11 protein-coding genes are annotated in these 12,942 nt (G+C 70.3%); all 11 read right to left on the bottom strand.

All coding sequences use genetic code 11. The features are described from left to right. Positions 1 to 29: 29 nt before the first annotated feature. Positions 30 to 623, bottom strand: coding sequence for a hypothetical protein (locus BUQ68_RS05235; protein WP_075214895.1), 594 nt, complete (start codon positions 621 to 623; stop codon positions 30 to 32). A 5-nt stretch (positions 624 to 628) separates the two neighbouring features. Then, the gene (dapE, locus tag BUQ68_RS05230) at positions 629 to 1,831 is read right to left on the bottom strand and encodes a succinyl-diaminopimelate desuccinylase (protein ID WP_075214894.1); all 1,203 of its coding nucleotides are present in this window, start codon (positions 1,829 to 1,831) and stop codon (positions 629 to 631) included. Positions 1,832 to 1,940: 109 nt separating this feature from the next. Next, entirely contained in the window at positions 1,941 to 2,798 is an 858-nt protein-coding gene (dapD, locus tag BUQ68_RS05225; RefSeq protein ID WP_075214893.1) for a 2,3,4,5-tetrahydropyridine-2,6-dicarboxylate N-succinyltransferase, read from the bottom strand. 486 nt (positions 2,799 to 3,284) lie between these two features. Continuing rightward, a complete protein-coding gene (locus BUQ68_RS05220) occupies positions 3,285 to 3,986 on the bottom strand; it encodes a pyrimidine 5'-nucleotidase (RefSeq protein WP_075215116.1) in 702 nt (233 codons plus the stop codon). Positions 3,987 to 4,199: 213 nt separating this feature from the next. Next, positions 4,200 to 5,072 carry an acetylglutamate kinase gene (gene argB / locus BUQ68_RS05215; protein WP_075215115.1) on the bottom strand — a complete coding sequence of 291 codons (873 nt, stop codon included), beginning with the start codon at positions 5,070 to 5,072 and terminating at the stop codon, positions 4,200 to 4,202. A gap of 198 nt (positions 5,073 to 5,270) precedes the next feature. Continuing rightward, positions 5,271 to 6,536 (bottom strand): peptide antibiotic transporter SbmA, encoded by a 1,266-nt coding sequence (sbmA, locus tag BUQ68_RS05210; protein ID WP_075214892.1) that lies wholly within the window; start codon positions 6,534 to 6,536, stop codon positions 5,271 to 5,273. Positions 6,537 to 7,256: 720 nt separating this feature from the next. Beyond that, positions 7,257 to 8,846, bottom strand: a complete 1,590-nt coding sequence (locus tag BUQ68_RS05205; RefSeq protein WP_075214891.1) for a gamma-glutamyltransferase family protein — start codon at positions 8,844 to 8,846, stop codon at positions 7,257 to 7,259. A gap of 20 nt (positions 8,847 to 8,866) precedes the next feature. Next, positions 8,867 to 9,706 (bottom strand): sulfite exporter TauE/SafE family protein, encoded by an 840-nt coding sequence (locus BUQ68_RS05200; RefSeq protein WP_075214890.1) that lies wholly within the window; start codon positions 9,704 to 9,706, stop codon positions 8,867 to 8,869. Positions 9,707 to 9,814: 108 nt separating this feature from the next. Further along, positions 9,815 to 10,423, bottom strand: a complete 609-nt coding sequence (yihA, locus tag BUQ68_RS05195) for a ribosome biogenesis GTP-binding protein YihA/YsxC (protein WP_280949694.1) — start codon at positions 10,421 to 10,423, stop codon at positions 9,815 to 9,817. Between the two features lie 74 nt (positions 10,424 to 10,497). Beyond that, a complete protein-coding gene (gene yidC / locus BUQ68_RS05190; protein WP_075214889.1) occupies positions 10,498 to 12,321 on the bottom strand; it encodes a membrane protein insertase YidC in 1,824 nt (607 codons plus the stop codon). Beyond that, positions 12,314 to 12,883 carry a ribonuclease P protein component gene (gene rnpA / locus BUQ68_RS24525; RefSeq protein WP_083656338.1) on the bottom strand — a complete coding sequence of 190 codons (570 nt, stop codon included), beginning with the start codon at positions 12,881 to 12,883 and terminating at the stop codon, positions 12,314 to 12,316. Before rnpA ends, yidC begins: the two co-directional genes overlap by 8 nt. Positions 12,884 to 12,942: the final 59 nt, after the last annotated feature.

Genomic DNA, 12,942 nt, shown 5'->3' with positions numbered 1-12,942 from the left:
CGACAGGTCAGGACTTTACGAGCTTGGTATCAGAGACCGCTGATGCCCGTGACCAGGGTGCGAATGGCGAGCCCGCTGACGTAATCGAGGGCGACGAGGCCGATGGAGAAGCCGACCGGGCCGGCGATGGCGATGCGGGTGACCATGTACTGGTAGCGGAGCACCACGCCGAGGGCGAAAAGGCCGAAGAAGGACGTGGCTTCCGGCCCGATCAGGCCGAGCACGTGAAGAAGGCTCGGGATGGTGATGGGCACCACGGCGACGAGGCTCGACCAGTTGAGCGCCACCACCAGCGGCACGTAGCGCCGGGTGAGGCCGAGCGGCCGGGCGAGGAGCGCGAGCACGATCGGGTAGTCGACCCAGTCGAGCGCGACAGCCGCCAGCCGGGATAGAACGAACGGGCCGGCCGGGAAGGTCTCGTCCGACATAGGCGTCTGGCTGAGGATGAACAGCCGTTCCGAGGCGATCAGGATGCCGACGGCCGGCAACAGGAGCAGGATGACGGCAAAGGAGCGCCAGAAGCCGTCGAACGTGACGTCGAGTTGCCGAAGCCCCGCCGGATCGCCGCGGAACAGCGCCCAGGCGGCGGAGGTGGAGCGGGCGATCTCGTCGGAGGACAGCATGGGGGTCAGCGGACCTCGAAATACCGGTTGAGGAAAACGCGGTAGATGCGGGCGAGTGCATGGAGGTCGGCTGTCGCCACACGCTCGTCGACCTGGTGCATGGTCTGGCCGACAAGACCGAACTCCACCACCGGGCAATGGTTCTTGATGAAGCGCGCGTCCGAGGTGCCGCCGCCGGTGGAGAGCGCCGGCCGCCGCCCGGTGACCGCCTCCACGGCGTCCGACAGGCCGTCGATCAGGTCGGGCGAATGGGTGAGGAAGACGTCCGACACGGTGGTCTCGAAGGCGATTTCGAAGGCCGGCGGCGGCGCGTCCGGCGCGCGGAGCAGCGTTCCGGCGGCGGCGGCCTGGGCGCGGCGGGTGATTTCGGCCTTGAGGGTGTCGGCGGTCCACAGGTCGTTGTGGCGCACGTTGAAGGCGACGCGGACGGACGCCGGAATGACGTTGAAGGCCGGGTTGCCGGTCTCCACCGCCACGACCTCCAGGTTGGACGGCTGGAAGCGCTCCGTGCCGGCGTCGAGCGGCGGATCCATCAGGGCGGCGAGGAAGGCCGGCAGGGCGCGGAGCGGGTTGTCGGCAAGGTGCGGATAGGCCACGTGGCCCTGGGTGCCGCGGATGGTGAGGACGCCGGAGAGCGAGCCGCGCCGGCCGACCTTGATGGCGTCGCCGAGCCGCTCCGGGTTGGTGGGCTCGCCGACGATGCAAGCGGAGAAGCGCTCGCCGCGGGCGGCCGCCCAGTCGAGGAGCTTCACCGTGCCGTTGACCGCGGGACCCTCCTCGTCGCCGGTGATGAGGAAGGAGAGGCGGCCGCCGAAGCCCGGACCGCGCTCGGCGACGAAGTCGAGGGCGGCGGCGGCGAAGGCCGCGATGCCGCCCTTCATGTCGACCGCGCCGCGCCCGTAGAGGACGCCGTCCGCCACGGTGCCGGCGAACGGGTCGTGGGTCCAGCGGGCGGTGTCGCCGGGCGGCACCACGTCGGTGTGGCCGGCGAACACCAGATGCCGGTTGCCGGTGCCGACGGCGGCGAAGAGGTTCTCCACGTCGGGCGTGCCGGGGGCGGTGAAGACCGGGCGCTCCACGGCAAAGCCCGCCGGGGCGAGCAGCCGCTCCAGGGTGGCGAGCGCGCCGCCTTCCTGCGGCGTGACGGACGGGCAGCGGAGGAGGTCGCGCGCGATGGCGACCGGGTCGGCGGGGGGCGTGACGGTCATGGTGTCCCGGTGTAGCGCCGGGATGGAGCAAGGGTCAATCCAGGAGACCCGGAAGTCCGGCCGGCGGAGGCGACCGGTGAGGGCCGCCGCTGCCGGCGCGCGTCCGGGATCAGTCGCGCAGGAGTTCGTTGATGGAGGTCTTGGAGCGGGTCTGCTCGTCCACGCGCTTGACGATGACGGCGCAGTAGAGGCCCGGGCCGGCGGCGCCGTTCGGCAGCGGCTTGCCGGGCAGCGTGCCGGAGACCACCACCGAATAGGGCGGCACGCGGCCGACGAAGACCTCGCCGGTGGCCCGGTCGATGATCTTCGTCGAAGCACCGATGTAGACGCCCATGGAGAGCACCGAGCCGCGGCCGACCACCACGCCCTCGACCACCTCGGAACGGGCGCCGATGAAGCAGTCGTCCTCGATGATGGTCGGGCCGGCCTGCATGGGCTCCAAGACGCCGCCGATGCCGACGCCGCCGGAGAGGTGCACGTTCTTGCCGATCTGGGCGCACGAGCCGACCGTCACCCAGGTGTCCACCATGGTGCCGCTGTCCACATGGGCGCCGAGGTTCACGAAAGACGGCATCAGGATGACGTTCGGCGCGATGTAGGCGGAGCGGCGCACCACGGCGCCCGGCACGGCGCGAAAGCCCGCGGCCTCGAAGGCGGCGGCGTCCATGCCGTCGAACTTCGACGGCACCTTGTCCCACCAGGAGGCGCCGCCGGGCGCACCGGAGATCAGCCCCATGGGGGTGAGCCGGAAGGAGAGGAGCACGGCCTTCTTCAGGAACTGGTTGACCACCCAGTCGTCGCCGACCTTCTCGGCGACCCGCGCCTTGCCGCTGTCGAGGAGCGCCAGCGCGGTCTCCACCGCCCCGCGGACGGGGCCTTTCGTCTCCACGCCGATCGACGCCCGGTCCTCCCAGGCGGCCTCCAGGGTGGCGGCGAGATCGGCATATGTGCTGGCGGCGCTGGTCATGGCGGGGTCCCCGAAGTGCCCTGAAGGAATGCGGGCCGGACCGTAGTGAAAAGCGCGCGCGGATGCAACGCGGCGGGTTGGTCGGAGGGTGGATGGGGGTGGGGCGCCAGGAAGCTGGTCGCGAGATCCTCCGTCATCGTCATGGTCCGCGCAGGCGGACCACCCACGCATAAGGGGGAATGCGGGGGCGCTGATCGAGAAATCGCGTGCTACGGCCAAAGCGTGGGTGGTCCGCCTTCGCGGACCATGACGATCGCGCATGAGGGCAGCCGATCGTGCCCGCGGGCAACCGCGCGGCGAGCCGCTCCCTTCGCTCACGCCCGTCATCCCGGCGCACGCCGGGATCCAACCGACTGCCGCATCATCCGTCCGGTCGCAGGTCCACCGCTGTCGGCTGGATCCCGACTTTCGTCGGGATGACGGTGGAGGGTGCAGACAATGGCGCGGGCTGGGGCGAGCGGCGACGGACGTGCGCGCGCCCTCCCCTCACGCCTCCAGAGCGCCGACGACGGCGGTGACGAAGCCGGGGAGGTTGTCGGTGACGAATTCCACGTGGGGCTCGTCGTCGCCCTCCAGCTCCCAGGCCTCGCGGAACACCTCGCGGGTGCCCTGCGGGACGACGAGGACGGTGCGCATGCCGAGGGCATGCGGGACCTTCAGGTTGCGCGACAGGTCCTCGAACATGGCGGCGCGGGCGGGGGAGACGCCGGTTGCCTGGATGAAGAGGTCGTAGGCCTCCCGGTTGGGCTTCGGCAGGAGGCCGGCGGAGACGATGTCGAAGATGTCGTCGAAGTGGGCGGCGACGCCGAGGCGGGCGGCGGTCTTCTCCGCGTGGGCGCGCGAGCCGTTGGTGAAAATGAACTTCTTGCCGGGCAGCCGGGTGAGCGCGGCTTCGAGCGCCGGGTCCGGCGTCAGCACCGAGTGGTCGATGTCGTGCACGTAGTCGAGGAAGTCGTCCGGCGCGATGCCGCGTTCCTGCATCAGGCCGCGCAACGTCGTGCCGTAGCGCCGGTAGTAGTCCTTCTGGACCGTGTTGGCGGCCTCCGGCGAGATGTCGAGGAGCTTCGCCACGAAGTCGCGGATCCGGACGTCTACCTGGGCGAACAGGTTGCTGTGGGCCGGATAGAGCGTGTTGTCGAGGTCGAACACCCAGGCTTCGACGCCCTTGAAGGTGCGCAGGTCGTGCAGATGGACGTGGCGGCCCTCCGGGGTCGGCGGGCGGGCGGCGGGCGCGGCGTCTGACACGGGGAGCGGTTCCTCAATCTCCTGCGGGAGAGGAGTATATAGGCACGACCGTGAACAAAGGAACCGCGTGCCCGCCGACGGCGGGGATTTCCATCCCGGCCGGCGGAACGGCGCGCCCCGGCGGACGGGGCGGCGCGTCGGGTCCGGCGGCTTCGCTCAGCGGGTGATGAGCGTGCCGGCGCCGGTCCAGGTGAAGATCTCCAGGAGCACCGAGTGGGCCGTCTTGCCGTTGACGATCACCACCCCTTCGACGCCGCGGGCGAGCGCGTCGATGCAGGTCTCCACCTTTGGGATCATGCCGCCGGAGATGGTGCCGTCGGCGATCAGGGCGCGGGCGTCGGCGACCGATAGCTCCTTGATCAGCCGGCCGCTCTTGTCGAGAACGCCGGGCACGTCGGTGAGGAAAAGGAGCCGGGTGGCGCCGAGCGCGCCCGCGATGGCGCCGGCGAAGGTGTCGGCGTTGACGTTGTAGGTCTCGCCGTCCTCGCCCTGGCTGACCGGGGCGATCACCGGGATCAGTTCGTCCTGCACCACCATGTGGAGCACGGCCGGGTTGACGGTCTTCGGCTCGCCGACGAAGCCGAGGTCGAGGATCTTCTCGATGTTGCTGTCCGGGTCGCGCATGGTGCGGGTCGCCTTCTCGGCGATCACCATGTTGCCGTCCTTGCCGCAGAGGCCGATGGCATGGCCGCCCTCCGCGTTGATGGCCGCCACGATGCCCTTGTTGATGGAGCCGGCGAGGACCATCTCGACGATCTCCACCGTGGCCTTGTCGGTGACGCGAAGGCCGGCCTGGAACTCGGACTTGATGCCGAGCTTCTGCAGCATGGCGCCGATCTGCGGCCCGCCGCCGTGCACCACGATGGGCTTCATGCCCGACTGCTTCAGAAGCACGATGTCGCGGGCGAAGGCGCGCGACAGGGCCTCGTCGCCCATGGCGTGGCCGCCGTACTTCACCACGATGGTCTTGTCGTCGTAGCGCTGCATGAAGGGCAGCGCCTCGGAGATGATGCGGGCGCGGGAGACCATGGCCTCCTCGCTGAGCGCGGCATCGGGGGCCTCCGCGCTGAGCGCGGGATCGGGCTCGCCGGTCGTGGTCATGGGTCGGACGCCTTCGGGCATGGGGATGCGGGGTCGGCGGCCCGTATAGCGGATAAGCGGCCCCGCCTCAATGCAGGAGACGGGGCGAGCCTTCCAAGGGCTCAGCGGTCCGTGCCCGCCCTGCCCTCAGTCGAGCACGGCCTCGCCAGCCGCCTGGCGCTTCAGATACTCCTGGTCGATCTCCGGCAGCGGCTCGTGGTGGATGGCCGCCTCGAAAGCGCGCAGGCGCTTGTAGACGGAGAGAAGCTCCACGATCGTCGTCCAGGAGGTGACCAGATACTGGAAAGATGAGCGGACCTGACCGAAGGCGCGGATGATCTGCTGCATGGTGCCGAGCGTGATCACCCCCGCCACGATGGTGGGGCCGAGAAGCACGAAGGCGATGATCGCGTCGGTCTGCAGGTAGGCGTAGCGGGCGACGTTGAAGTAGAGATAGTGGAAGTAGAGCCGGTAGTAGTTGCGCCGCACGGCGCCGAACAGCTCCTGGATGGTGGGTGGGCGGGCGCGGTCGGCGTTGTCCTCGCCGTAGACGAGTTCCTTGCGATAGGCCGCCTCGGTGCGCTGGTTCTTGAACTCCAGGCCCGGCAGCTTGATGCCGACGACGGCGAGGAAGAAGGTGCCGAACAGCGACCAGAGGATCGCCGCCCAGACGAGCGGCTGCGGCACCGGGCCGATCAGCGGCAGTTCGGTGATGCTGGCCGAGAGGGTCATCAGGAGCGGCAGGAAGGCGATCAGCGTCATCACGCTGTCGAGGAGGTTGACGCCGAGCCCCTCCATAGTGAGGGAGAAGCGCATGGTGTCCTCCTGCACGCGCTGGGACGCGCCCTCCACGTGCCGGAGCCTCGACCAGTGGCTCATGTAGTAGTCGTTCATCGCCGTGCGCCAGCGGAAGATCCAGTGGCTGACGAAGAAGGCCGTCAGCACCGCGACCGTGATGGCGATGAGGGCGATCTCCAGGAAGGTGGAGACGCCGAGGTAGAACTCCGTGATCGTCACCGGCCGCGCCTTCGTGAGCGCCGCCTGGACGAGGTCGTAGAAGACGCCGAACCAGTTGTTGATGGCGACGCTCACCTGCACCTGGAAATAGGTGACGAACATTATGAGCGCGGAGCCGAGCACCGACCAGCGCCACCACGGATGCGGCGCATAGATCCGCCACGCCCCGGCGAAGATCAGAACGGCGACAGTGTAGTAGATGTAGAACCAGAGAAAGCCGTCCGACACGAACACCCAGACGCCAAGGGCGCCGGCGTCGAAATCTGGCGGATCGGCGAGGCCGATCAGCGCGCCGAGGTCGTCGCCGACCGTGTACCAGACCAGCATGGCCACGAAGGTCCAGGCCAGGAGCGAGAGGAAGAAGACCCGCGGCTGCGGAAAGAAGGACACGAACACGGGATGCGCGACTCCTGGTCAGCCGGACGCCGGATCCGCACGATCACCCGCCGCGCGCGGCGGGGTCGGGACGGTGGGAAAGGGATGGGCATGCGCGCCTCCGCGGCGGGGAAACCGCGCGGACAGCAGCGGCACCGTGCATGAGGGGGTCAGGCCGGTCAAGCGGGGGCGCGGGGTGGGAATCGGGAGTTCGGCTGTTGGGGAGGGCGGGGAGGATCCGGCCGGTCACGGTGCCATGCCCTGTGTGCCATCCACCGCCATCGTCTTGGTCCGCGTCAGGCGGACCAGCCACGCATCCCGGCGGTTGGTGGTGGGGAGAAAGCGTGGGTGGTCCGGCTGAACGGACCGTGACGAGGGACGCATGCGCTGCCCGACTTGGTGGAGGTCGTCACCCCGGCGAACGCCGGGGCCCAACCGTCCGCACCCTCACCCGCACCGGTTCCATCGCCCCCGCCGTCGGCTGGATCCCGGCGTCCGCCGGGATGACGGTCGCGCGCCGGAACCGCAACACCGCCTGCGCCCCCGAGGCCTATCCTACCCTCCTCCCCACTCTCCTCCATCGTCATGGTCCGCTTCTGGCGGACCAGCCACGCATTCCGTCGGTTGGTGGTGGGGAAAAAGCGGGGGTGGTCCGGCTGAACCGGACCATGACGAGGGAGGAGGCGGGGGGACCGGAAGGCGCCGGCCCATCCGACGGGACCGCCCCGTTCCCCCCTCCCCTCACCAGGCGGCGACGGCGCCGTCGCTGCGGGGGTCGGTGGCGCCTTCCAGGGTGCCGTCGGGATGGCGGACAAGGGCGCCGGCGTGGCCCATGGCGGAGGTGAAGGCGGGCAGGAGGTCGAGGTCGTGGCCGGCGGCGCGGAGAGCGTCGACGAGGGCCGGGTCGAAGCGGTCTTCCAGGACGAGGTTGGCCATGTCGTCGCCCCAGGTCTTGCCAAGCCGCCAGCGCGGCGCGGTGACGGCCTGCTGCAGGCCCATGCCGAAGCGGGCGTAGCGGGTGAAGACAGCCGCCTGGGTCTGCGGCTGGCCCTCGCCGCCCATGGTGCCGAAGACCATGTGGCGGCCGTCGTCGAACACCGCCATGGCCGGGTTGAGAGTGTGGAAGGGCTGGCGGCCGGGCGCGAGGCCGCGCGGACCGTCGCCGGCCAGCGAAAAGGCCGAGCCGCGGTTCTGCCAGATGATGCCGGTCTCCGGCAGCACGCAGCCGGAGCCGAACTCGTAGTAGATGGACTGGATGAAGGAGACCGAGCGACCCTCGCCGTCGATGACGCCCATCCAGACCGTATCGCCCTTCGCCGCCCCTTCCGGCCAGGGGGCGGCCTTCTCGCGGTTGATGCGCATGCCCCGCATGGCGAGCGCGCCGTCGGTGAGGAAGGCCTCCGGGTCAACGGTCATGACGCTCGGGCAGCCGATGTGGCTGTCGCGGACGAGGAAGGCCTGCTTGGTGGCCTCGATCAGACCGTGGATGTGGTCGAACCCCTCCCCTTCGGTGACGCCGAGCCGGTCGAACAGGGCGAGGATCATCAAGGAGGAGAGGCCCTGGGTGGGCGGGCGCTGGTTGTAGAGCCGGGCGCCCGTGATGGCGACGGTCAGCGGCTCCTGGCGGATCGCCTGATGGCGGGCGAGGTCGCTGGCCGTGATGGGCGAGCCGACGGCCTCCAGGTCCGCCGCGATGGCGCGGGCGAGCGGCCCCCGGTAGAAGCCGTCGAGACCGTCGCGGGCGAGCCGGCGCAGGGTCTCGGCCATGGCGGGCTGCTTCAGGACGGCGCCTTCGGCGGGCACGGCGCCGTCCGGCAGGTAGACGGCCGCGTAGCCGGGCTGGCCCTCCAGTTCCCCGCGCTTTTCGGCGGTGAGCTGGCTATGGGTGTCGGTGACGAGGATGCCGGTCTCCGCGTACCAGGCGGCAGGCTCCAGCAGCGCTTCCAGCGGCAGCGGGTCCTGCCAGTGGGCGGTGGCGGCGAGCGCCTCCATCCAGCCGGAGACGGTGCCGGCGATCGTGTTGGCGGCGAGCGGGCCGCGGGCCGGGATCGCCGAGAGACCGCGCGACCGGTAGAGCTCCGGCGTCACCGCCTCGCCGGCCCGGCCGGCGGCGTCGATGGAGATCGGGGCGTGGCCGGGCTCGGCGATCAGCCAGAAGCCGTCGCCGCCGATGTGGGTCATGTGCGGGTAGACGACGGCGAGCGTCGCCGCCACCGCGACGGCCGCCTCCACGGCGGTGCCGCCGGCCTTCAGGACGTCGAGCCCGGCCTGTGAGGCGAGGTGATGCGGCGCGGTGACCATGCCGCGGCGGGAACGGGGCGTCTGCAACATGGGGCGTGGTCTCCGGGGGATCAGCCGAGCGAGGAGGCCAGCATGCGCAGGCCGGTGAGGAAGAGGAAGACCGCGAAGGCGAGCCGGAGCCGGCCGGTCGGCAGCGCGTGGGCGGCGCGGGCGCCGTAGGGGGCGAGCGCCATCGACGTCGGCAGGATGAGCGCGAGGCCGAGAAGGTTCACGTAGCCGAACGAGAAGGGCGGCAGGTCCTCCGCGCCGAGGCCGCCGACCACGAAGCCGATGGTGCCCGGCACGCCGATGAGGAAGCCGATCGCCGCCGCGGTGCCGACCGCCCGGTGGATCGGGTAGTTGAAGAGCGTGAGGGTCGGCACCGACAAGGTGCCGCCGCCGATGCCCATCATGGCCGACACCATGCCGATGCCGGCGGCGATGACCTGTTCCACGACGCCGCGCGGCGGGTGGTCGGACACGCGCCAGTGCGGCTTGGAGAAGCCCATGTGGAAGGACACGATGAGCGCCACCGTGCCGAACACGGCGGTGAGCGCCAGGCCCTTGACCGAGGCGGCGAGCAGGGTGCCGGCGACGACGCCGAGGATGATGGCGACTGCCCAGCGCTTCAGCATGGGCACGTCCACCGCGCCCTTGCGCCAATGCGCCCGCATGGACATGGCCGACGTGGCGATGATGGTGGAGAGCGAGGTGCCGACCGCCACGTGCATCTTCACGTCCTCGTCCACCCCGAGGAGGGTGAAGACGTAGAAGAGAACCGGCACGATGACGATGCCGCCGCCGACGCCGAGGAGGCCGGCGACGAAGCCCGCAAGGGCGCCGGTGACGAGGAGGGAGGCGGCGAGGAGGACGATCTCGGTGAGATCGATCGAGGCGAGGACACTCTGCATAGGGCGTCCGTTACCCGGTTTCGTCCGACTTGGGAAGGCGGACGGACCTTCCGGCAGGAGCCGGACGCAGAGGGCGTCGACCGGTCGCGGCCGGGCGCCGGCGTTGGGTCAGGCGAGGATCGCCGCGATGGCGGCGCGCAGGTCGTCGAGGCCGGCGCCCTTCTCGCTCGACGTGGCGATCACCTCCGGATAGGCGGCCGGGCGCTTGCGGATGGCCTCGATGGTGGCGGCCAGCACCGTCGCGGTGCCGCCGGGCTTCAGCTTGTCGGTCTTGGTCAGCACCACCTGGTAGGACACGGCCGCCTTGTCGAGGAGGGTCATCACCTCCTCGTCGTTCTTCTTCACGCCGTGGCGGGCGTCGATGAGGACGTAGACCCGGCGGAGATTCGGGCGGCCGCGCAGATACGCGCGGATAAGGTCGTTCCAGACGTCCACCTTGTCCTTGGGGGCCTCCGCGTAGCCGTAGCCCGGCATGTCCACGAGGGCGAGACCGGCGTCGCGCTCGGGCACGAAGAGGTTGAGCTCCTGGGTGCGGCCGGGCGTGTTGGACGTGCGGGCGAGGCCGCTCTGACCGGTGAGGGCGTTGATGAGGCTCGACTTGCCGACGTTGGAGCGGCCCGCGAAGGCGACCTCCAGGCCGCCGGTGGCGAACGGCAGGTCGGCCACCGTCGCCATGCCGCGCACGAAGCGCCAGGGCCGCGCGAACAGGAGGCGGATCGCCTCCTGCCGGTCGGCGTCGACGGGGCTCGCGGGGGGCGGCCCCTCGGCGTCGGCGGGAGCGTTCACCGGGCTCACCCGCTCGCCGGCTTCTTGCGGGAGAAGGTGGTCTTGATGTTGTCCCAGAGTTCGATTTTCACGCCCTGGCGATGCATGATGTAGGACTGCTGCGCCACCGAGAGGGTGTTGTTCCAGGCCCAGTAGATCACGAGGCCGGCCGGGAAGGACGCCAGCATGAAGGTGAAGATGAGCGGCATCCAGGTGAACACCGCCGCCTGCGCCGGATCCGGCGGGGTCGGGTTCAGCTTCATCTGCACGAACATGGTGATGCCCATGATGATGGGCCACACGCCGACCATCAGGAACAGCGGCGGATCCCACGGGATGAGGCCGAACAGGTTGAACAGCGAGGTCGGATCCGGAGCGCTCAGGTCGTTGATCCAGCCGAAGAAGGGCGCGTGCCGCATCTCGATGGTGACGAACAGCACCTTGTAGAGCGCGAAGAACACCGGGATCTGCACCAGGATGGGAAGACAGCCGGCCAGCGGGTTGATCTTCTCCCGCTTGTACAGCTCCATCATGGCCTGCTGCTGCTTCATCTTGTCGTCTTTGAAGCGATCGCGAAGCTCCAGCATCTCCGGCTGGATCTTCTTCATGTTGCTCATCGAGACGTAGGACTTGTTCGCGAGCGGGAAGAAGATGCCCTTGATCAGCACGGTGACGAGCAGGATGGCGACGCCGAAGTTGCCGACCAGCATGAAGAGGGTGTCGATGAGGTAGAACATGGGCTTGGTCAGGAAGTAGAACCAGCCCCAGTCGATCATCAGGTCGAAGTTGCGGATGCCGAGGTCCGACGCGTAGGCGTCGATGCGCTTGGTCTCCTTGGCGCCGGCGAAGAGGCGCACGTCGGTGGTGGCGGTGGCGCCCGGCGCGACGGTGAGCGGATCGCGCAGGTAGTCGGCCTGGTAGGCGTCCGCCGGGCCGGCGCGGGTATGGAGGAAGCGCGGCTGGAAGCTGCCCTCGCCGGCCGGGATGAGGGCGGTCGCCCAGTATTTGTCAGTGATGCCGAGCCAGCCGTCGGCGACCGGCGGCGGCTTGATGGCGCCGTCCTCGGCGAGCTCCGAATAGTCGACCTCGCGCAGGCCCTCCTCGCCGAAGACGCCGATGAGGCCCTCGTGGAGGATGTAGTTGCCGGCGACGCTCGGCGCGCCGTGGCGCATGACAAAGCCGTAGGGGTAGACGGTGGCGGCGGCGGAGCCGGCGTTCACCACCTCGTCCTTCACCTCGAACATGGAGTGGGTGTCGACCGAGATGGTGCGCCGGAAGGTGATGCCCTGGCCGTTGTCGAAGGTGAGGACGAGCGGCGTCTCGGGCGTCAGCGTGGCGCCGGCAGGCGCGGTCCAGACCGTTTCGGCGCCCGGCACCACGGTGGCGTCACCGGCCGGGGCGACGAAGCCGAACTCGGCGAAATAGGCGTCCGGCGCACCGGCGGGCGACAGGAGCGTGACGTTCGGCGACTCGCGGTCGACGCTGACCCGGTAGCCCTTGAGGCTGAGGTCGTCGATCCGGCCGCCCTTCAGGCTGACGCTGCCGAAGATTTCCGGGGTGTCGAGCGGCACGCGCGGGGCGGCGGCGAGCGCCTCGGCGCGGCTGGCGAAGGCGGCCGGACCGGTGGTCGCCACGGTTCCGGCCGCCGGGGTGCCGCCCGCCGCCGGCGCGCCGTCCGCCGTCGGCGCCACGCCCTGGGCGGCGCCCTGGGTGGCGGCCTCGTTGGCGAGGCGGGCCTGTTCGGCGATCCGGGCCTGCTCCAGCTGCGGGCCGGCGACGAAATACTGCCAGCCGATCAGCACGAGGGCCGACAGGACCACGGCCAGGATCATGTTGCGAGTGTCACCCATGGTGCGGTCTCTTCTGTTCGCGGCGCGAACGATGCTCGTCGGACCCGTCGCGCGGCCGGGACGCACTTCTGATGGCGCCGACCACATCGGCGACCAGTTCATCGAACGGCTGGTCGAGCGCGGCGCGGCGGCCGACCAGCACATAATCGGTCCCCGACCGCGCCGCCAGAGCCCCGTGCAGGCGCACGGCCTCCTTCAGGCGGCGGCGGATCCGGTTTCGCACCACGGCGTTGCCGATCTTCTTGGTGACGGTGAAGCCGAACCGGGCCGGCTGAGCCGCCCCGGACGGCAAGGCGCCCGCCCCGGCCCGGGGCTTCTCCGCCTCGACGGCGACGGCCGCCGGCTCAACGGAGAGCATGCTGCGCGCCGGGGCCGCGGGACCGCCGTTCGGGCGGTCGGTCGCGCGCGGATCCGACGCCCGGCCGTCCGGCGCGGACCCATCGGAGGCGCGCGCGTCGACCGGCGGGCGCTGCGGGGCGCTCTGCAGCAAAAAGCCGCGCCGGGGCGTGCGAGCACCCCGGGCGACCTCCAGATACTCTTTGCGCTTCGTCAACCTCAGCATGGTCTCGGTCGGCCGCCGGGCAGGCCTGCCCGCCGGCATCGGCCGGACCAGGCCGCCGC

The organism is Mongoliimonas terrestris (genome assembly GCF_001927285.1).
Classification (GTDB): Bacteria; Pseudomonadota; Alphaproteobacteria; order Rhizobiales; family Pleomorphomonadaceae; genus Chthonobacter; species Chthonobacter terrestris.
Note: the sequence above shows the minus strand (reverse complement) of the source record. Positions and strands in the feature narration are given on the sequence as shown.